Source organism: Anabaena azotica FACHB-119 (assembly GCF_014697625.1).
Classification (GTDB): Bacteria; Cyanobacteriota; Cyanobacteriia; order Cyanobacteriales; family Nostocaceae; genus Trichormus; species Trichormus azoticus_A.
This window is the reverse complement of record NZ_JACJSG010000004.1, coordinates 72,589-93,879: the sequence shown is the minus strand read 5'-3', so window position 1 is coordinate 93,879 and position 21,291 is coordinate 72,589. Positions and strand designations below refer to the sequence as shown.

Sequence of the window (21,291 nt, the reverse complement as noted above, 5' to 3'; positions counted from 1 at the left end):
AGTCAGACCAAACAATTAGGGTGATTTCTTAGAAAATCAGCGATTGGTTATTACGTTGAGTTCAGAGGTCATTTATAAAGTAAATATAATTAAACTACTTTTTACTTTCCTCCCATGTCTTCAAACCCCCAGCACCTTAGCGGTCACGAAATTCGTTCTCTATTCCTCAACTTCTACGCTCAAAGGGGACACCAGATTTTACCAAGTGCTTCCCTAGTACCAGAAGATCCCACCGTGCTGCTGACGATCGCGGGGATGCTACCATTTAAGCCTATCTTCCTGGGACAGCGCACACCAGAATTTAAACGGGCGACAACTTCGCAAAAGTGTATCCGTACCAACGATATCGAAAATGTCGGACGCACCAAACGCCACCAAACTTTCTTTGAAATGCTGGGTAATTTCAGCTTTGGTGATTATTTTAAAGAACAAGCGATCGCCTGGGGTTGGGAAATTTCCACAGAAGTGTTTGGTTTACCCAAGGAACGCTTAGTCGTCAGCGTCTTTGAAGATGATGATGAAGCCTACGCCATTTGGCGCGACCAAATTGGTGTCTCAGAAGCGAGAATCAAGCGCATGGGTGCAGATGATAACTTTTGGGTATCTGGCCCCACTGGCCCCTGTGGCCCTTGTTCGGAAATTTATTATGATTTTCACCCAGAACGGGGTGATGAGAATATAGATTTAGAAGACGATACCCGGTTTATCGAGTTCTATAACTTGGTATTCATGCAGTACAATCGGGATGCGTCGGGTAACTTAACACCACTGCAAAACAAAAACATCGATACGGGGATGGGCTTGGAGAGAATCACCCAAATTCTGCAACAAGTACCGAATAATTACGAAACAGACCTAATTTTCCCCATTATCGAAACAGCAGCAAAAATCGCAGGGATTGACTACCACAGCAGCGACGAAAATACCAAAGTTTCCCTAAAAGTTATCGGTGATCATGTCCGTTCCGTGGTTCACATGATTGCTGATGAGATCCGCGCTTCCAACGTGGGGCGGGGTTACGTGTTGCGGCGATTAATTCGGCGGGTGGTGCGTCATGGACGCTTGATTGGGATTACTGGGGAGTTTATTAACCAAGTTGCGGAAACTGCGATCGCTCTTTCTGAATCAGCATACCCCAACGTCCGCCAACGAGAAGCCGCAATCAAGGCGGAACTCGCCAGGGAAGAAGCAAATTTCCTCAAAACCCTGGATAGGGGTGAAAAACTCCTAGCTGCTATCATTAACAGCAAAAAAGTAGATGTGCCAAAATCTTCATCTTCAATGGTTTCGCCAATAGATGCTGAAGCTAATGCTCTATTAATGGAAATCAAAAATAAGAAACCTTCTGGTATGTCTCCTATTAATGCTGAAGACGCATATCGGATTAGTGGATATGAAGCGTTTACCCTGTATGATACCTATGGCTTTCCCTTAGAACTAACCCAAGAAATTGCAGAAGAAAATGGTTTAACCATTGATGTTAAGGGTTTCAATGAGGCAATGGAAGAACAGCGAAAACGTTCTCAATCTGCCCACGAAACCATCGACTTAACTGTGCAAGGTTCCCTCGACAAACTCGCCGAACATATCCACGCTACTGAGTTTATCGGTTATAAACAATCGGCGGCGACAGCGAAGGTGGAAGTGTTGTTAGTGGGTGGTGTTTCCCAAGAGGAAGCCGAAGCGGGAACAGATGTACAAGTGGTACTTGACAAAACGCCATTTTATGCTGAGTCTGGTGGACAAATAGGCGATCGCGGTTATATCTCCGGCGATGGTCTTGTCTTGCGGGTGGAAGATGTCAAGAAAGAATCAGATTTCTTTGTCCACTTCGGACGCATTGAACGGGGAACTCTGCGCGTAGGCGATAATGTCAGCGCCCAAATTGACCGCTCATGTCGTCGTCGCGCCCAAGCCAACCACACCGCCACCCACCTATTACAAGCAGCGTTGAAGAAATTCGTTGATGAGGGGATATCACAAGCTGGTTCTTTGGTATCCTTCGATAGATTGCGCTTTGACTTCAACTGTCCCCGCGCCTTGACAACAGAGGAAATTCAACAAGTCGAAGAACAAATTAACACCTGGATTGCGGAAGCCCATTCTGCTAATATTAAAATATTACCCTTAGCTGAGGCTAAAGCTAGAGGTGCAGTAGCCATGTTTGGCGAAAAATATGGTGATGAAGTGCGGGTGATAGATTTCCCTGGTGTGTCGATGGAACTGTGCGGTGGTACACACGTCAGCAATACGGCGGAAATTGGCGTATTCAAGATTATTTCTGAAGCTGGCGTTGCTTCTGGTGTGCGGCGAATTGAGGCGGTTTCCGGCCCGGCTGTGTTGGATTATTTGAATGTGCGGGATAAAGTAGTTAAGGATTTAAGCGATCGCTTTAAAGTCAAACCCGAAGAACTACCAGAGAGAATCACCACACTGCAAAACGAACTGAGAACAGCAGAGAAGCAACTGGAAAATCTGAAATCGCAACTAGCGATCGCCAAATCTGACAGCCTACTGCAAACAGCCGCAACTGTAGGCGACCATAAGATAATAGTCGCCCAGTTAGAAGGCGTTGACCCGGAATCATTGAAAAGTGCAGCCGAACGCCTATTACAGAAAATTGGTAACGGTGCGGTGGTACTGGGTTCCGTTCCCGAAGCCGACAAAGTGAGCTTAGTAGCAGCTTTTAGCCCAGAAGTCAACAAGAAAGGCTTACAGGCGGGGAAATTTATTGGTGCGATCGCCAAAATTTGCGGTGGTGGCGGCGGCGGTAGACCAAACCTCGCCCAAGCCGGTGGACGCGATGCGAGTCAATTACCAGCAGCCTTGGAACAAGCACAGAGCGAGTTAAACTCCGCTTTGGGTTAAGTTTTGTTTTTTTAGGGGGCAGGTATGTTTCCTGCCCTACTATTAATTGCTTAGGCGTATATACTTTTTGCTATGCTCTTCTTTTAACCACCTTTTAAGTGCATGGACACAATATTTTGAGCAATAGTTTATGAGTATTAACGCTTTTGTTGATCAAGGGTTTTCTCCGGGTAGGGAATTTTGTGAGAAATTTTTATCTAGTAGTGAGTTTACTGTTGAAACCCTCCAACTTATTTCATCTGGAGCAAGTCGAGCTAAAAAAGGTGAATTAGCATTAAATATAGTCAATGCACTTGAAGCAGGTAAGCTTACTGCAGATGAAATATTACTAGCATATGTGAAACAGTCGAGAACATGGTTAAGCTTGAAAAAAGGTGCTTGCACTGTTACACCACAACTAAATTCTGCTGCATCTTTGTTACAAGAATTTGGTAATGAAGGTTGGTATGGGCCAATTCACGAACCGAATCAACCTAATAAGAAATGGTATATCAGAACTCGTAGAATTGTTGATTATGTGCGTCGAGGTTCGGGAGATGCTAGTCAAACCGATGAGCGTTATATTCGCTGGTCTGTTATTGCTGAGTTAGCACAAGATTATGTAGCTTTATCTTGGAATGGTTTTACCTTTAGTTCAATAACAAGTGAACGTATAGAACCCTCTCAATTTCCTTTCTGGCATCATATTCCTGTGTTTTTTGACGAATTGGCTGAACATTGCCGAGTGCAATGGAGTTATCCCAACCTTCATAAGCTTGTTTTGCATGATATGTGGGATAAATATCTCAATCATTCTCCGTATAAATGGCGACATTTACGTATTAGAGCGGAAGCATCTGGACTAGCTATCAATGCTCATAGTGCAGGAGTTCAGGAGATTGATGTTAAAGGATTACAAGCTCTTTCAGAGAAATTAGCTAATTCGGTTTTAGATAAACTTGGTTTAGTAGGTGATCCAGAAAAAATTCATGATGCTGAAGAAGCTATTTTATTAACTTTGGTTCAGAAATGGGGAACTAAATCTTATGAGTTTCAACTGGATCAGGAATTATCGCAGGCTGAAATGGAGATAGACGAGTTAAAAAAAGTTAAAATTAAGCGTCTTCTTAAGGCACACTGCTATTTTGGACTAAAACCTAACTCTACAACACAAGATTCTCTTCAGCATCTCAAGTGCTATTCAGGGTATTATGGTGGTAGTACGTCCGTTCTTGAATTTCTGCTGAGAGAACTTGGACTTTAAGGCTAAGGTCATGACTAGCTTCATCCACAAGAGTCATTTGGGCTTCTTATCTGAAAATCAAAAAGCGGAACTGAGCAAGTATTTTATGAAGGCATCGACCAACGTAATGCCGCATCAACTTGCTGTGCAATTAGGTATAGAATACTCTGATGCTCTGGCACTCTTAGCAGACCTGGAATCTAAAGGCATCTGTGAAATGAAGCTGCTCATATATCATAATTGTGAGCCAGATGTACCTATAGATGCAATACCTTATGGTATAGGGTTTCCTAATTTACCTTGGACTTGTCCCAATTGCGAGAGCGTTGTCGAAACTTATGATGAGTTATCGTTTGATCTTATGGCTATATCTAAACAACCAATTAAATTTGTTTGATTGATTCATGCAAAGTCAGGACGATCTTGTGGAATTGATTATTAATGCGATGGATTCCTTGGAATCAGGAAATCCAGCATTAAATAAATTAGCTTCTTACCTGCATAAAGCAGATGCACAACTTTGTCAATATTTAAACGAACTTAATATATATATACAATCAGACAAGCCAACACCCAAACAAACCCAGGATGCAGGCAAACTCTTGGAACAGATTGTACTTTTATCCTTTAAAGGACTAAAAGGTGTTCAAACTATCAAGAGTTTTCAGTCCGCAGGGCCTCAATATGATTTGTTAGTAAGTGGAGATGATCTTTACTGGAAGGGGGTCTGTAAAACTTTATATCTTGACTGGGAGCAGAGAGATATAGTAATTGAAGCAAAGGCGACAAACTCACCCTTACCAGATAAGCAATTTGCTAGATTATGCAGTATAATGGAGCATAATTTAAGAGGTGCAGGTCTTGGAATTTTTGTTACATTAAATGGGGCATCAGGATTTCCTAAACGAGGTAGTACCAGACAAAGAGCAGTTAGTGATTGTAGACTGCGCCAGATAATTTTCCATGCCAGAACAAATAAAATTGTAGTTGTCTTAGACAAGGAAGATTTATCTGAATTAACTAAGAATGGAAGTTTAATTGAAATATTAATTAGAAAAATTAGAGATTTATCAGAATTAAGCGGACTTCCTACTACTCCTGCGGAACAGTTTCAAGAAATAGATTTACCTGCTCATTTAAAAACTTTATATGAAACTGATACTTAATATGTTGAAATAGCAATAAATCAGTGGATGAATGCAAATAAATAATTAATTTTATCGAGTCATATAACATTATATTTGCAATTTATCCAGAAGACGTAAAATATAACTTGATAGAAATGGCAGAAGCACAAACAGCTAGTAATTCGCAAATGAATTTAAATACTTATCGCGTATTTCCTCAGATAAAAGCAGATATAAAAAGACCTGATACTAATTGGTAATTTATAATCGAATACTTAAAATATCTGTAGTATGGTGGGCAATGCCCACCAAAAAGAGCAATAAGCTGAAAAACATCTAATTTGCATATTGAAATTAAATTAAATTCTTGTGGGGTGGGCATCTTGCCCGCCCTACTTATACAAATTAATAGCCACCCTGGGGAACTTCTTGAGAACTAGGTGTTTCATTCGCAGATGGTTCCTCTGTATTTGGAGTTTCCTGTTGGGTATGATTTTCCCCTTGATTTTCCGTTTTGGGGATGGCTTGTTTAGCTACATTTTCGGCGGCTTCTTTAAATACAGGTTCTAACTTATCTCGCCAGTATTTAATATTAGGTAACTTTTCGGGATGGTCTCTGTATTCTAAAACTTTGTCCCATTGACCATCATCCAAAGCTTTATTTATATCATTAAATAAAGCGTCGGCTTTTTGCCAATCTTGCTGCCATTGGTTAATCATGGCGGCTGTTTCTTTAATGCCAGCAGAAGCATTTGCTGGGATTGATCTTAGCATAGCGATCGCACCCACCAAATCCCCTGATTCATACCTCTTCCTGGCTTGTTCGATAATTTTGCTACTATCTACTGGCGGTTGCGCTTGTTTGGTGGGCTGCGAGTCAGGCGAACTTTCCGCTTCTGGCGCTGGCTGAATAATAGTTTCTGACCTTGGTTGGGGTTTGGGTTCGGGTCTAGCAGCAATTAGGCTACTATCATCTACTGTTTTTATAGCAATGCCGCGATCGCGCAAGCAAGCAGTCCACTGTGAATTATTAGTAATTACACCTGAGTGCGCCCAAGCTAAACGACCAGAGTTAAGTTTGAGTTCTACCCAACCGCGTTTCGTCCGTCTACCCGTTACCTCATAGCTAGTATTTACACCAAGGGTTTGCAAAACCGTATCAGTATTAATTGAACTAGGTTCAGAACGGATATTAGAATTACCAGATACCACAGCCAAGCATTTATTGCTGTTGGTATTATTACTTAAAACATTAGCAGCAAAATTTCGCACATTGGGGTAGAAATTAGCTACCAAAGCTGCCGCACCGCCTGCTAGGACGATGCCAATTAATAGGGGTAATGGGTCAGATTTGCTAGAGTCTTTACGTGCTGGTGGGTTAACAACTGGGTTGGCTGGTGCAACGGCTACAGTTTGTTGGCGAGATACAGGCGATGATGGTTTAGCCGGTTGATAGGTGGAATGGTTGAGAGATTTTGCCGATGGGGATGAGACAGCTACCGGCACAGGATTAATCGCTGCTTGTAAGGCTTGTAATGCTTCTGTGGCGGTTTGGTAGCGGTCTTTAAAGTGATAGCGCACCATTTTATTTAAGACTACCGCCAGCCTTTCACTGACATTCACCAAATGCCGCCAAATCAATTCCCCGGTTTGGGGGTCTTCTTGTAACTCTGTGGGTGATAAACCAGTCAAAGCTTGAATAGCGATAATTCCCAAAGCATAAATATCGCTGTTAGGACGGGGTTTACCTTGCCCTTGTTCGGTAGACATATAGCCTGGAGTGCCAATAACTACTGTAGCAGTAGGTTGACCAACAACTGTCACCATTTGGGTACGTAATTGTTTTACCGCCCCAAAATCTACCAACACTAATTTATTATCAGCCTGGCGGCGGATGAGGTTATCTGGCTTGATATCCCGGTGAATTACACCTTGGTTATGGACAAACTCTAAAATACCCAAAACTTCTTGTAATAATTGAATGACTTGGCTTTCACTCCAACGATTACCAGGGATGAGTTCTTCTGTCAGCGTATGTCCGTCAATAAACTCTTGTACTAGATAAAATTCTTGATTTTCGTCGAAATACGCCAATAGTCTGGGTATTTGGTCATGATGCCCCAAATTTTCTAAAGTCTCGGCTTCACTGTTAAATAAGCGTTTGGCTGTCTCAAAAACTCTGGGGTCAGAAGTGGCTGGCTGGAGGTGCTTGACAACACAAGTAGGGTTGCCGGGCCGTCGAGTATCTTGGGCAATGTAGGTTTGACCGAATCCTCCCGTAGCCAGGACTCTAATTACTTGGTATCTGTGATCTAGTAGTTTGCCAATCATATTCCTTCCCCAGAATTATTACCGAAAATCTCCCGATAGTAATAAATATCTCCAATTTTTTTTCCGAGAAATCCGCTATCTTGATAAAAGATTTGAACTAAATAAGCATTCTTTTTAATATACACAGACTGTAAATTTTTCTTTTAGTGCCTTTTTACCAATGCCACCCAAAATAACCAACCAAGTTACATGGCAGCAGGCTGAACTCCTCATGCAGCCTGCTTTTATTCGCGTTATTGATAATCTCCGCAAGCAGTTGGATGAGTCTGCTTGGAAAGGAACTTACCAAGATGTACTGATTTGGCCGCCTAACACCACTGATGAGACAAAAGCTTTGGTGACGCAGTTATTGCAAGAAATGGAGTCTGCGACCTTTGAACAGGCTGAGGCTATCAGAGACAGGTTGGCACAATTGCCAATGCCCCACCCAGGATATCATTTATGCTTGCAACGTCAAGAGCAAACTGTGAGTGTTGATCTGTGGGAACTCTGTTATCAAGTATGTTTTCTTGATTACAACTCTGATCGTGATGCTGTTGATATCGATACTAGCTTAATTGATGACGCAGGTGAGGTTGATTGGCAGCGATTGGAAGATAAGACGAAGGAATTAGTTGAGCAAGTGTTTGCCAGTTTACCAGAAGGTTAAAAAATTGCGATCAGGGGGGAAGGGGAAAGGGGGAAAGGGGAAGCTTTCAAGGGCAGGTTTTTTACACTTCGACCCAAAAACACTGATTTTAGGGTGTAGGGGTAGATGAAAGTCTGATAATTTACTGAATCTTATAGTCCTCACTGATTACTTTATGAAAAACCTGCCCTTAAGAGGAAAGGGGAAGGGGGAAGCAGGGTTATTACCTACGATTATGTCACGGATGCAGATATTCGTCAGGCGATCGCCCAAGCTCCCCAATACGCTCTGACAATAATGCTATGAATTAGCAAACATCATAAACAATTAAAGAACTCATCATGAAAAAATTAGACGGAAAAGTTGCTCTGATCACTGGTGGTACTAGCGGCATCGGTCTTGCTACTGCCAAGCGCTTTGTTGCAGAAGGTGCTTATGTATACATTACAGGTCGTCGCCTAGCGGAACTGGATGCCGCAGTGAACGCGATCGCTGAAAATATCACAGGTATTCAGAGCGATGTTTCTAATTTGGCAGACCTTGATCGCCTGTTTGCTACCATCAAGCAAGAGCAAGGACACCTGGATGTGCTATTCGCCAATGCTGGCGGTGCAGAAGTTGTCCCACTCGGCTCAATTACCGAAGAACATTTTGACAAAATGTTCAACATTAACGTCAAAGGTCTGCTGTTCACCGTACAGAAGGCATTGCCTTTGTTGCCAGAGGGCGCTTCTATCATTCTGAACGCCTCAACTAGTTCTATCAAAGCCACGCCAGCCTTCAGCGTTTACAGTGCTACCAAAGCTGCCGTGCGATCGTTTGCCCGTAATTGGACAATCGACCTCAAAGAGCGCAAAATCCGTGTTAATGTTATCAGCCCTGGTGTTGTGCCTACTCCTGCTTACAATCTCTTGGGACTGAATGATGAGCAACTGCAAGAGTTTGTGGATACTCAAGCCAGAAAAATTCCTATGGGAAGAGTAGGTACACCCGATGAAATTGCCAAAGCCGTTGTCTTTTTGGCTTCAGATGACAGTAGCTTTGTGAATGGCATTGAGCTGTTTGTCGATGGTGGTATGGCACAGATTTAACAGTGAACAGTCAACAGTTGTAGGGGCGGGTTCATTGAGTAATTCACGCCCTAGCTGACTGATATTCGATTTCCCCCAAAGTTTTACTTATCTTAAAAACAATGACCTCAATACTGAAAAAATCCGCATTGCTCCTTGGTCTAGTAACCAGTGTTTTAGCTAACCCCTTAAGCGCCTCTGCTGATTCTACTGCGGGAATCGTCCTCAGCATGAAATGTCAAAATGGCTACAATGTCAATATTTGGCGGAATTATAGATCCAATGAACTGCTCTATCGCTCGACCAGTCGCAATGGTAATTTAAGTTTGGGTAAAGGAACTAGTCAAGCAACAGAAGGTGTTCGAGTGTATAAGTTCCGCAATGGAATCTATGAATATTGGGTGTGGGATGGCACTTTGGATAACAGGCAGTCTGGAACTTTGGAGGTGTATAAAAATAACCGGATTTTAATGCAGCAAGCTTGTCAGAAAAATTGAAAAGGGAACAGACAACACCTACAGCACATTTCATCTGAGTGGGTTAAATAAGGGCAGGCTGTTCGTCCCATCCCACAAGAGTTTTACTATTCATAGCATATTTTGGGTACTGACATCTTGCACCTCCCTTGTGGAAGCTAGTGGGGATGCACTCCCCACCCTACGAAATCATAAGCAGGGTGGTTTCATACAGAAAAAGAAAAATTTATAAGTTCTGATTTCTAGTGTTGTAGCAGAGATTTTGACCGAAGTTGAAAAGGATACAAGCCCCTAAATTTATTTATGGACAATGTAGAAACAATTTTGCCGAGATGCGTAAGCACAAGGCAAAAAAATCCTTGTCTTGAGCCGCCTAAATTTATTTATGGGGATTGCAATGCGTGAATTTTGAATTGGAGCGTTCGCGTAGCGTCTCGTAGAGAAGCGACTTGACATCTGTGCGCCCCCACCCATCTGCGTTTATCTGCGTTTATCGTAATTCCGAGGGTTAAAGACCCCTACGTCTGTACGTAGCAAATTTTCAGTTGGGGATTTAAACCCCAACTGTTCGCGTAGCGTGCCGTAGGCAAAATGTCTTTAATGCGCGAATTTTGAATGCGCGAATTTTGAATTGTTAACTGCGTTCAATCTTTTCTCAATCTATTGCCACATTTTAGCCTTGCCAAGCTACTCTAGAAATTAGTTTGATAATATTCTTCAATTGCGCCCACAACTTTTAATAAGGGCGAATCTAGAGGTTCAACCCAATCAGCGACTTCACGCGCTAACCCAAAAGTTGAGGTTCCTACTGATGGTTCAAGTTGACCAATTAAGGTCTTAGTTCTGATTGATTGCAGGACTCTAACCACATTATTTAAACGCTCTGGGTTTGCTAGTTCAGGACGCATCTGTTCTGCTATGTTCAGCGCTTGTTCTATGAGCTTGAGCAATGTTTCGGTCTTGGTTTCCATGAATTTTATTGACAGGTGAAATCTTCGACAATAAGATTTTCTCCCTCAACCCATTTGATATTGGGATCTCTTGTATCCTGAATGAAGGTTTGTTGACCTCCCCCTGGGTAACATTGTGAGGGATTTTGAGGGGCAACAATGCCTTGATAAACTACTGTGCCAGCTGGTAATGTCACTTTTAGCATGGTAGTAGCTTTGTTGCCCCAGGATTGATTGAGAGCTAGATTCCTAATTACTTCTACGTTTGTTTTATATTGGTTTGTAGTTAAATATCTACCGTATTTATTTGTACTGCTACTATAGTAGCGATAAAAAGTCTGAGGTTGTTCTAGTGTGACTGCCTGACATTTAGAATCAAGGAAAGTAATAGCAATTTCTGTTGGCAAAGGACAGGAAGCTGCAACTTCTTGAGCTAGAACTCGCGGTGAACTAAATAAAGGGGTTGATAGACTGAGAACGCTTAAACCAATAGTTACTGATACTGACTGAAATTTCATACAGACCCTTTCTCACGAACTTTTGAGTAAAAGATTTTATTAGTAAAAAAGTTTACCATCTATTCATCTAATTAAACTGTCTGGCAAATTGCAGAAGTTTTGTACAATTGTGTGCCTGTGCGATGGGCTACGCCCCGCACAGGAATAATCTCTCAATTCCACAGCTTTCATGCAAGGATAATTCACAAATTTTAAAACCAAATTTTTCAGATAAAATGGCAGCATTTATACTGAAAAATTAAATAACAATAAACATTTTATGTATAGTATTACTTCTATGCTAAAAGGCAAGATTGTTAAACTTGATTGCCCAAAAAAAATTAAGTGAGGACTTACAACCTTAAGCCCTCACTCGTACAATGAAGAAAAATATTATTAAGGCAAAAGAAACCCGTATTTGCGTAGCACAGCCTTAACTTGACTGTTAGTAGCTAAGTATTGGGCAAAGTCCTTAGCCGCCTCAACATTTCTGCTACTTTTGACTACGGCTAAAGGATAAGTAATGGCAGAGTGGTATTTTTCATCAGCAGCAACTACAGTTTTTACTTTGTCAGAAATCTTTGCGTCAGTGGCGTAAACCAAGCCTGCGTCAGCATTACCACTTTCTACCGCAGCTAAAACTTGACGCACATTGTTAGCATAGACTAGTTTTGGCTTTATTTGAGGTAACAGCTTTAACTTCTGTAATACTTGTTCTGCGTATTGTCCAGCAGGAACGCTTCTAGGTTCACCAATGGCAATTCGCTTAATGCTTTCATCTTTTAAGTTGAAGAAGCTGGTAATCCCAGTTGTATTCCTTGGCACAATTAATACTAGACGGTTCTTTGCTATGATACTTCTTGTACCAGATACAAGCAGCCTCTTCTGTTCTAAAGCGTCTACTTGTCTTTTGGCTGCAGATATAAAAATATCTGTTGGCGCACCTTGTTCAATTTGCTGCTGCAAAGCACCGGATGCACCAAAGTTAAAATTAATGTTGACATTCGGCTTACTCTGTTGATAGAGAGGCTTAATTTCTTCTAGTGCATCTTTCAAACTAGCAGCCGCAGACACCAGTAGGCTAACGTTTGATTGTGCTACTACAGGAGAAGGTGGGAAAAATGGTAAGCCCACTACTAAAAACAAACTAGCAAGTGCTGTACCAATAAAGGCGAGAATGTTTCTTCGTTTCATAGAGAATCGTGTTTAGATAGACTCTTCTTCAGAGGATGGCGGCTTGGTAGGATCGTACTTAGACAATTCCGATATGTACCAACCTAATTGGTAACATTATGCCAAGAAAAGAACAAGGATGGATCACTTTTCAAACATCAGAAGAGGAGCGCAAGATTCTAGAAGAGTTTTGTCAGCAGTCTCAGCGCACCAAAACTGAGATTTTGCGGGAACTTGTGCGCGGACTAAATCAACCCCCACCGCCGCCAAAATCAATACCAACCAAACAGGCGCAGAAGGTGGAAAAAGAAGCGACTGAAACTGTTGAGCTGGAAGTTACCAGTTCCAAAAGACCATTAAAAGTTAGTTCTCGTAACATTCTCAAAGGAGTTGTCAAAAAAGTTGTCACTGGAGCTGTTAACAGCGAGGTGACATTAGAAATTGTTCACAAAGTTGAATTAACCTCGATTATTACGAGAATGTCAGCCGAGGAGTTAGAACTGACTGAGGGTGCAGAAGCCTATGCGGTAATTAAGTCTAACGATATTGTGATAGGCTGTGAGGATGTCCACTAGTTCAATACATCAGCTATTGAACATCCACATTTGAGCATTGATTGAGCATTATGGTGAACAGCGCAAAAACACCCACAGGTAAGGCTAAGAAGGGTCAGGTAACTGTACGTCCAGACTCAGGGGGAATTAAGGCTTGTTTCCCCCGCAGTTACTTTGCAGATGGTAAACAAATCAAGCTAGGAACAGGTATCAACCCTGACGATTGGGAAGCTACAGCCGCAAAATTGCAGCGTAGGTTACAGCTTGAGTTGGAGGAAGGGAAGCTATCTACTGATGAGGGCATATTCAATTTAGGCAGATACCAAGAAATACTCGAAGAATACGGTTTAAGGGCAAAGCTCAGATTAGTAAGAGATGCTGCTATAAGTACCACTGATGAAATACCACCTAAACCCCAGTTATCGCTGATGGAGGTTTGGGATATGTACTGTGAATACAGAAAGTCAGGGTTAAGGGAGAGCGTGTATTGCAGAGTGTATCAAGGACAATATAAGAACTATCTTGAATCAGCAATTGAGGCTACTAAATCAGAAGATGCCTTAAAAATCAGGAATTGGTTGATAGAAAATAGACATTTAAAATTGGTTAAACAAGTTTTATCTAATCTCTCAAAAGCTCATCAATTAGGGATAAAAAACAAACTATTAACTCATAACCCCTACGATGGTTTAAGTGATGAGATAACAACCAAAGGTGCTAAAGGTAAAACACAAAATGAAGTAGAAACTGATAATGATGTACTAGACCAATCAAAAGCTTACACTTGGAATGAAGTACAGGTAATACTTGATTTTGTTAAAGATAAATACCCTTTATGGCATGGGTTTTTCAAATTCAAGTTCTTGACGGGTTGTAGGACTGGGGAAGCTATAGCATTTATGTGGTCTGATGTTGAATGGAATAAAGAGAGAATTTTAATTAGACGAACTTACGACTATGCCACAAAAAAATTCTACCCACTAAAAAATGACAAAAGTTATAAGGGTGAGCTAATCCGTAAATTTCCAATGCCTAAAGATGGTGAGTTATGGAATTTATTGAAATCAATTCCTCAAGGTGAAGATAACGAAGTGGTGTTTAAAAGTAAAGGGGGGAAAATAATAAATCACGCAGTATTTAGAAATAGATATAGCGGAAATGAATCTTCAAGGATAAAAGGGATAATTCCTCAGTTAATAGAACAAGGGAAACTCACTAAATACCTATCACCTTACAACACTAGACATTCATTTATTACTCATGCTGTTTTTGACTTAGGAATTGATGAAAAGATTGTAAGTAAGTGGTGCGGTCATAATATCGATGTGAGCAACAAACATTATCAAGATGTAGCCGTATTTGCTGAAAGAGTTAACCCAGAAGTGCCACAACAAACAGAGTTGGACATACTGAAGGAACAGTTAAGGCAACAACAGGAACAAATGCAAAAGCAGCAAGAACTAATTAACAAGTTGCTAGCTGAAAGAGAGACTAAATAACCTACCTTATACCCTTCTAACGATATTGTGATAGCTAGGGAGTAGGGACTGGGGACTGGGTATTGGGAACTGGGAACGCAGAGGAAGAAATTTTACCACGGGCTGAACGCCCCGCTACCGCTAACAGCACTCATGACTCAGTACTCAGATTTCGTAGGGTGGGGAGTGCATAGTCAGCTGCTTCCACAAGGGAAGTGCAAGATGTCAGCGCCCAATGGGCGCGATGAACGCCAGAGCAAAATATAGAATCAACACTTTTTTCTTCATCTACACCCCTACACCCCTACACTCCCTGCTCACCAAAGTGATTGTATATTTTTTTAGTTGGAAGTCCCTTAGTAGGATACCTGTCTTTAAAAGTTCGGTTATGCGAACTCAGAGATATAAATTCAATTGCTAAATTAATTGATAGTTGTGCAATATTTGAGATAGTTACCATGAGTAATGATTCCCATCGTCATCCAGAATATTTTGCTAGTGAAGCACTTAACAATAATGGGCTGTGGGAATATGTGCAAGCGATGAGTCCGCAAACGGTTAAACAGTTATCTAAACCTTGTTCAGTAGAGGTTTTGCAATTAATTCAACGTGCTGTTGTGGCAACTTTGGGTAATTTGCCTCATGAGGGATTTAACACAAATATTACTACCAGTCGTGAGGAGTTGGGTAAGCTTTTAGGTTCGGCAATGGTGGATGGGTATTTCTTGCGTAATGTAGAACAGCGCTTGGAGTTGGAAAAATCATTTTTACCTCCCAGTAATGAAGCCTCAACTCACCTTCATTTAACAGGTGAAACTCCGGTAAATGGAGATTTGGACTACTAAATCGGAGAAAAACAATAGGGGAGTCTGTTTATTACACTGCTGGTGTCATTTGTTAGTTGTCAGTTGGTAGTTGTTTTGGATCTGTAGGACTTACGCAAGTGTCATAATCAAACTAACTGTAGGGTGCGTCAGACCCAATAATTTCGTACAAATGAAGGGATTTTCCACATCTGACGCATCCTAACTATATGTGCCAGTTGCGTAAGTCCTGATCTGGTTTAATACCCCATACACAGGTGGGTGGCTTTTATATGTCTTTGCAACTGACCACTGACCACTGACAAAACTCCACCCATAAAGGGATGGAGTTTTTATTTTCAGTATGGTTGTTAAGACTGCTGGAAAATAATCAGGCTCTATTTATTTTGAGCGATCGCCATTAATTCATCTTATTACAGCGTATAAATTTAAATTTAAAGTTTTATTACTTTTTGTCTGAAAATTAGCAAGTGTTCACTCCTAAGTAAAAACCCAATTCCCAGCGATGCACTCAAGCTCAAGAAGTGTCCCCAATCCCCAACCCCCTCGATAAAGCGTAATCCCAGAATGATAAGCTAAACATTGACATAAAAAAGTGACTTAGGATGAAGTGTTAAATGGGTCTTACTTCAACGGCTCCTCACCTTTTACGGGCTGCTCGTGGTGAAATTGTAGATCGTCCTCCCGTGTGGATGATGCGGCAAGCGGGACGATATATGAAAGCATATCGGGATTTAAGGGAAAAGTACCCTTCGTTTCGCGATCGCTCGGAAATTCCAGACGTGGCGATTGAAGTTTCCCTGCAACCTTGGAAAGCTTTCCAGCCAGACGGAGTAATTTTATTTTCCGATATTGTCACCCCCTTGCCAGCCTTGGGCATTGAAATGGACATTGCGGAAGGTAAAGGCCCCATCATTCACGCCCCCATTCGCACTCAAGCACAAGTTGATGCACTGCGTCCTCTAGAACCAGAAGCGGCAATGCCCTTCATTAAAACCATATTGCAGGCGTTACGCCAAGAAGTAGGGGATAAATCAACGGTATTGGGCTTTGTTGGTGCGCCTTGGACTCTAGCCGCCTATGCAGTGGAAGGTAAAGGTTCTAAAACCTATTCCATCATCAAAAATCTGGCATTCTCAGACCCGACAATTCTGCATCAACTGCTAGCTAAATTAGCAGATGCGATCGCTGTTTATGCCCGTTACCAAATCGACTCCGGCGCTCAAGTAGTACAATTGTTCGATTCTTGGGCAGGACAACTCAGCCCCCAAGATTATGACACCTTTGCCCTACCCTATCAGCGACGAGTATTTCAGCAAATCAAGCAAACCCATCCTGACACACCCTTGATTTTGCTAGTTAGTGGTAGCGCAGGCGTATTAGAACGCATGGGACAATCCGGTGCTGATATCGTCACTGTAGACTGGACAGTAGACATGGCTGATGCTAGAGCCAGATTAGGTAAACAGATGAAAGTACAAGGTAATCTTGACCCTGGTGTACTTTACGGCTCTAAAGATTTTATCCGCGATCGCATCATCGATACCGTCAAGAAAGCTGGAAACTGGGGTCACATTCTCAACCTTGGACATGGTGTACTACCAGACACCCCAGAAGAAAACGTCGCCTTTTTCTTTGAAACAGCCAAGCAACTTAATGCGCTTGTGTAGTCAATAGTCAATAGTCAATAGTCAATAGTCAATAGTTATTAGTCATTGGTATTTTGGCTGGGAACTATTGGCTGAGGATTAGAGACTATTGACTTTTAACTGAATCGCGCCCTCGTCCCCCACGCTCCCCAGTGTACTCCGCGCTCAGTGGTGGGATATAAGGCGGGCTGCGACGATTGTATCTCCGACCAATGCCGTAAGGCGAGAGAGGAGATATATGTTCGCGTAGCGGCACGTAGTGCGGAGTAGCCAAATATTTCTTGAACGTTGTTACTGCAATATGTATATAATAGTAATAGGTCGAGAATTGGAGAAATCTAGATGAGACGACAAGCCGTAAAAGTCAGGTTGTATCCCACAGATGAGCAAATTCAGGTGTTAGCTCAACACTTTGGTTGTGCGCGTTGGTGGTGGAATTATGGGTTGAATCAATGTATTGAAACCTATAAAGCAACTGGCAAGGGTTTGTCTCAGTCTGGGTTAAATTCTTTGTTGCCAAAGCTCAAAAAAGAAAAGGAAACAGAATGGCTAGGAGAATGTTATTCACAAGTTTTACAATCTGTGAGTCTCAACCTTAGCCGTGCATATCAGAACTTTTTTGAAGGTAGAGCAAAATACCCAAGGTTCAAATCAAAACACCACCGTCAATCAATTCAATATCCACAAAAAGTCAAACAGGTTGATGAGTCCTTGAAATTCCCTGGTAAGCTAGGGACTGTTAAAGCAAAAATTCATCGTCCTCTTGATGGGATGATCAAAACTGTAACTGTTAGTAAATGCCCATCTGGTAAATACTACGCTTCTGTTCTGATGGAATACGTTCGCGTAGCGTCTCCGACAGGAGAAGTTGATTATCCTACAACAGGTAATGACGGTAAAGTTATTGGAATTGATTTAGGAATCAAGGATTTTGCAATCACTTATGATGGCGAGAAAGTTTCCAAATATCCCAACCCAAGGCATCTATCTAAATATGAAAAGAAATTAGCCGTAAAACAACGCATTGCTGCAAGAAAAAATAAAGGTAGTAATCGTCGCAAAAAGGCTAACAAGATCGTCGCTAGGGTATACGAACAGGTTAGTAATGTCCGCCAAGACTATCTACACAAACTATCAAGAAAGATAGTAGACAATAATCAAGTGGTAGTAGTCGAAAATCTCAACGTCAAGGGCATGGTTCGTAACCATAAACTAGCAAAAGCAATATCTGATACGGGATGGGGAAGCTTCGTCAACTTTCTCAGCTACAAATTAGAGCGTAGTGGTGGAAATTTGGTAGAGATAAATCGATGGTTCCCCAGTTCCAAACTTTGCTCTAATTGTCATTACCAGATTTCGGAGTTGCTACTAGATGCAAGAACTTGGATTTGTCCTAGTTGCGGCACTCATCACGACAGGGACGGTAATGCTGCGATAAATATTAGAGCGGAAGGTATCAGAATGCTGTCCTCCTCTGGGACAGGGGAGGATAACGCCAATGGAGAGGATGTAAGACCAATTCGCGGACGCAAATCCAAGATGAGGCAATCTTCCGTGAAGTTGGAAGCCCACACTGTAACGTCTCTTCAGTGTGGGTAGTTCACGTAAAGATTTAATCAGGCAAGTAAAATATATCTTTCTGCCTCCTTCTATGACAAAACGAATTTTAGTAACAGGTGCTAGTGGCTGTATTGGTCACTATATTAGTGAAAGCTTAATTCAAGAAACAGATTACGAACTATATTTATTAGTAAGAAATACCCATAAATTACAAGTTGATACGCAATTTCGTCCAGGTATCACCGTCTTACAGGGTGATATGCAAAATATTAGTCAACTGGCTGATTTACTACCAACAATTGATGTAGCTGTACTGACAGCAACAGCTTGGGGTGGTGAGCAAACATTTGATATTAATGTATCTAAAACTATAGAGTTACTAAATTTATTAGATCCAGTCCGTTGTGAACAAGTCATTTATTTTTCTACAGCCAGTGTTTTAGATAGCAACAATCAACCACTCAAAGAAGCGGGGGAGATTGGTACAGATTATATTCGCTCGAAATATGAGTGTTTACAGAAGATACCACAACTAGCGATCGCACCCAAAATCACCACTGTTTTTCCCACTTTAGTTTTAGGTGGCGATGCCAAAAAGCCATACTCTCATCTCACATCTGGCATTCCCGAAGTTACCAAATATATTAATTTAATTCGCTTCTTACAAGCCGATGGCAGTTTCCACTTCATCCACGGCAAAGATATTGCCAGTGTAGTTAACTATTTAATAGTTAATCCCCCTCAAGAAGCTGCACAGCGTAAATTTGTATTAGGACAAAAACGTTTAACAGCTAACCAAGCAATAGAACAAGTTTGCGCTTATCTTAGCAAAAAGATTTATTTCCGCATCCCCCTATCCATATCATTAGCAAATATAATTATTGCTGTATTTCGCATCCAAATGGCAGATTGGGATAGATTCTGTATGAACTATCGGCATTTCACCTATGACACAGTGATTAATCCTAAGAGTTTCGGCTTGCCAAATTATTGTGCAACCATGAGCGATGTTTTAAAAATTAGCGGTGTTGAGCGTCATAAAAGTTGAGTTAAAATTATTTCTATACCCCCTACCAAGGATAATAGCGATATTTAAAGGAAAATTTAGGTAGCTTGAAGATTTTTTATCCCAAACAAAAGCATTTGCGGTAAACTTAAAGCAAATTTAACAAAAAGTCAATAAGTAATTATTTTTGTTAGCGTGGGAATACAATCACAGCGTGAGGAATGAGACGAGATGCGAATCCTATTAGTGTATCCAATATTTCCCAAAACCTTTTGGTCATACGAAAAGATTTTAGCTTTGGTCGATCGCAAGGTGTTGTTACCACCCTTGGGTTTAGTAACAGTAGCGGCAATATTGCCCCAAGAATGGGAGTTTAAGCTAGTAGATCGCAATATTCGCCCAGTCACCGAAGAAGAATGGGCTTGGGCTGATATCGTCATCTTCTCTGCGATGATTGTCCAGAAACAAGACTTACTGGAACAAATTCAAGAAGCAAAACGCCGTGGTAAGTTAGTCGCCGTCGGTGGCCCTTATCCCACCTCCACACCCAGCGATGTGCAGAATGTCGGTGCAGATTTTCTCATTCTTGATGAAGGGGAAATCACCCTACCCCTGTTTGTGGAAGCAGTGCAACGAGGAGAAACTTCGGGTATTTTCCGCACCGCCGAAAAGCCGGATGTGACGACTACACCCATACCCCGGTTTGATTTACTAGAATTAGATGCCTATGACATGATGTCAGTACAGTTCTCGCGAGGTTGTCCTTTCCAGTGCGAATTTTGTGACATCATCGTTCTCTACGGACGCAAACCACGTACCAAAACCCCAGCGCAGTTATTAGCAGAGTTAGATTACCTCTACGAGTTAGGCTGGCGGCGTGGTGTGTTCATGGTGGATGACAACTTTATCGGTAACAAGCGCAATGTGAAATTGTTGCTGAAAGAGTTAAAAGTTTGGATGGTTGAACATCAATATCCCTTCAAATTTGATACTGAAGCTTCCGTTGACTTAGCGCAAGACCAGGAATTACTAGATTTAATGGTAGAGTCTGGTTTTTCTGCCGTTTTCTTGGGAATTGAAACACCCGATGAAGATAGCTTGCAACTGACGAAGAAGTTTCAAAATACCCGCAACTCCTTAATAGATGCAGTGCAAACCATCATTAAGGCTGGGTTACGCCCAATGGCTGGGTTTATTATTGGGTTCGATGGTGAAAAAGCAGGTGCAGGCGATCGCATCGTCCGTTTTGCCGAACAAGCCGGTATCCCCTCCACCACCTTCGCCATGTTACAAGCCTTACCCAACACAGCATTATGGCATCGCTTGAAGAAGGAAGGCAGACTACGGGAAAATATAGAAAGTAACATCAACCAAACAACGTTGATGAACTTTATTGCCACTCGTCCTTTAGAAGATATTGCCAGGGAATATGTTGAAGCGTTCTGTAGTTTATATGACCCTGTAAAATACTTAGACCGCACCTATCGTTGTTTCCTCATGTTGGGTGCGCCACGTTACAAAACACCATTCAAAATGCCAGAATGGGTAGTAATTAAAGCCTTATTAATCGTTATCTGGCGGCAAGGTATCAAACGCGAAACCCGTTGGAAATTCTGGCATCACTTGTTTAGCATCCTTAAGCATAACCCTGGAGTTGTGGAACATTACATTGCTGTCTGCGCCCACAACGAACATTTTCTAGAATATCGCCAAATTGTCCGCGACGAAATTGAAAAACAACTAGCTAAATATTTAGCACAAGGTGCAGAAAAACCTTATGTACCAGTAGAAGCGAAAGCCGAAGCTGTAGCTAGTTAAGTAGCCGGTGAGGTAAATTGGTAATGGTAAAAACCAATTACCAATTACCAATTACCAATT

At 41.7% G+C, this 21,291-nt stretch carries 18 protein-coding genes; 14 read left to right on the top strand and 4 right to left on the bottom strand.

Features of this window, described 5'->3' with window-relative positions; genetic code table 11:
* The first annotated feature begins 114 nt into the window (after window positions 1-114).
* From alaS to H6G83_RS03945, 4 genes are all read left to right on the top strand, one after another.
* Window positions 115-2,868, top strand: coding sequence for an alanine--tRNA ligase (alaS, locus tag H6G83_RS03960; RefSeq protein ID WP_190467288.1), 2,754 nt, complete (start codon window positions 115-117; stop codon window positions 2,866-2,868).
* Between the two features lie 130 nt (window positions 2,869-2,998).
* Window positions 2,999-4,111 carry a hypothetical protein gene (locus H6G83_RS03955; RefSeq protein ID WP_190467285.1) on the top strand — a complete coding sequence of 371 codons (1,113 nt, stop codon included), beginning with the start codon at window positions 2,999-3,001 and terminating at the stop codon, window positions 4,109-4,111.
* A gap of 85 nt (window positions 4,112-4,196) precedes the next feature.
* Window positions 4,197-4,487: a hypothetical protein gene (locus tag H6G83_RS03950; RefSeq protein ID WP_242044406.1), complete on the top strand. Its 291-nt coding sequence runs from the start codon at window positions 4,197-4,199 to the stop codon at window positions 4,485-4,487.
* A gap of 7 nt (window positions 4,488-4,494) precedes the next feature.
* Window positions 4,495-5,256: a hypothetical protein gene (locus H6G83_RS03945; protein WP_190467273.1), complete on the top strand. Its 762-nt coding sequence runs from the start codon at window positions 4,495-4,497 to the stop codon at window positions 5,254-5,256.
* A gap of 366 nt (window positions 5,257-5,622) precedes the next feature.
* On the opposite strand, the gene H6G83_RS03940 is transcribed toward H6G83_RS03945, so the two are convergent.
* On the bottom strand, window positions 5,623-7,548 hold the full coding sequence (locus tag H6G83_RS03940) for a serine/threonine protein kinase (protein ID WP_190467269.1): 1,926 nt from the start codon (window positions 7,546-7,548) through the stop codon (window positions 5,623-5,625).
* A 160-nt stretch (window positions 7,549-7,708) separates the two neighbouring features.
* Between H6G83_RS03940 and H6G83_RS03935 the strand changes: the two genes are divergently transcribed.
* The 3 genes from H6G83_RS03935 (at window position 7,709) to H6G83_RS03925 (ending at window position 9,743) form a co-directional block, all read left to right on the top strand.
* A complete protein-coding gene (locus tag H6G83_RS03935) occupies window positions 7,709-8,197 on the top strand; it encodes a hypothetical protein (RefSeq protein WP_190467265.1) in 489 nt (162 codons plus the stop codon).
* A gap of 320 nt (window positions 8,198-8,517) precedes the next feature.
* Window positions 8,518-9,267, top strand: a complete 750-nt coding sequence (locus H6G83_RS03930) for an SDR family oxidoreductase (RefSeq protein WP_190467263.1) — start codon at window positions 8,518-8,520, stop codon at window positions 9,265-9,267.
* A 101-nt stretch (window positions 9,268-9,368) separates the two neighbouring features.
* The gene (locus tag H6G83_RS03925; protein ID WP_190467259.1) at window positions 9,369-9,743 is read left to right on the top strand and encodes a hypothetical protein; all 375 of its coding nucleotides are present in this window, start codon (window positions 9,369-9,371) and stop codon (window positions 9,741-9,743) included.
* 671 nt (window positions 9,744-10,414) lie between these two features.
* Here H6G83_RS03925 and H6G83_RS03920 read toward each other — a convergent pair.
* The 3 genes from H6G83_RS03920 to modA form a co-directional block, all read right to left on the bottom strand.
* The gene (locus H6G83_RS03920) at window positions 10,415-10,693 is read right to left on the bottom strand and encodes a hypothetical protein (protein WP_190467256.1); all 279 of its coding nucleotides are present in this window, start codon (window positions 10,691-10,693) and stop codon (window positions 10,415-10,417) included.
* A gap of 5 nt (window positions 10,694-10,698) precedes the next feature.
* Complete coding sequence (locus tag H6G83_RS03915) at window positions 10,699-11,190, bottom strand: hypothetical protein (protein WP_190467253.1); 492 nt, start codon at window positions 11,188-11,190, stop codon at window positions 10,699-10,701.
* 375 nt (window positions 11,191-11,565) lie between these two features.
* Window positions 11,566-12,363: a molybdate ABC transporter substrate-binding protein gene (gene modA, locus H6G83_RS03910; protein WP_190467251.1), complete on the bottom strand. Its 798-nt coding sequence runs from the start codon at window positions 12,361-12,363 to the stop codon at window positions 11,566-11,568.
* 98 nt (window positions 12,364-12,461) lie between these two features.
* On the opposite strand from modA, the gene H6G83_RS03905 reads away from it, so the two are divergent.
* The 7 genes from H6G83_RS03905 to H6G83_RS03875 all read left to right on the top strand — a co-directional run bounded on the left by H6G83_RS03905 (window position 12,462) and on the right by H6G83_RS03875 (window position 21,231).
* A complete protein-coding gene (locus H6G83_RS03905) occupies window positions 12,462-12,917 on the top strand; it encodes a TOBE domain-containing protein (RefSeq protein ID WP_190467249.1) in 456 nt (151 codons plus the stop codon).
* Window positions 12,918-12,967: 50 nt separating this feature from the next.
* The gene (locus tag H6G83_RS03900; protein ID WP_190467247.1) at window positions 12,968-14,395 is read left to right on the top strand and encodes a site-specific integrase; all 1,428 of its coding nucleotides are present in this window, start codon (window positions 12,968-12,970) and stop codon (window positions 14,393-14,395) included.
* 437 nt (window positions 14,396-14,832) lie between these two features.
* Window positions 14,833-15,219, top strand: a complete 387-nt coding sequence (locus H6G83_RS03895; RefSeq protein ID WP_190467245.1) for a DUF760 domain-containing protein — start codon at window positions 14,833-14,835, stop codon at window positions 15,217-15,219.
* Window positions 15,220-15,815: 596 nt separating this feature from the next.
* Window positions 15,816-16,868 (top strand): uroporphyrinogen decarboxylase, encoded by a 1,053-nt coding sequence (gene hemE, locus H6G83_RS03890; protein ID WP_190467243.1) that lies wholly within the window; start codon window positions 15,816-15,818, stop codon window positions 16,866-16,868.
* A 321-nt stretch (window positions 16,869-17,189) separates the two neighbouring features.
* Window positions 17,190-18,446, top strand: coding sequence for an RNA-guided endonuclease InsQ/TnpB family protein (locus H6G83_RS03885; protein WP_190467241.1), 1,257 nt, complete (start codon window positions 17,190-17,192; stop codon window positions 18,444-18,446).
* 52 nt (window positions 18,447-18,498) lie between these two features.
* On the top strand, window positions 18,499-19,455 hold the full coding sequence (locus H6G83_RS03880; RefSeq protein WP_190467238.1) for an NAD-dependent epimerase/dehydratase family protein: 957 nt from the start codon (window positions 18,499-18,501) through the stop codon (window positions 19,453-19,455).
* 189 nt (window positions 19,456-19,644) lie between these two features.
* Window positions 19,645-21,231, top strand: a complete 1,587-nt coding sequence (locus H6G83_RS03875; RefSeq protein WP_190467236.1) for a B12-binding domain-containing radical SAM protein — start codon at window positions 19,645-19,647, stop codon at window positions 21,229-21,231.
* Window positions 21,232-21,291: the final 60 nt, after the last annotated feature.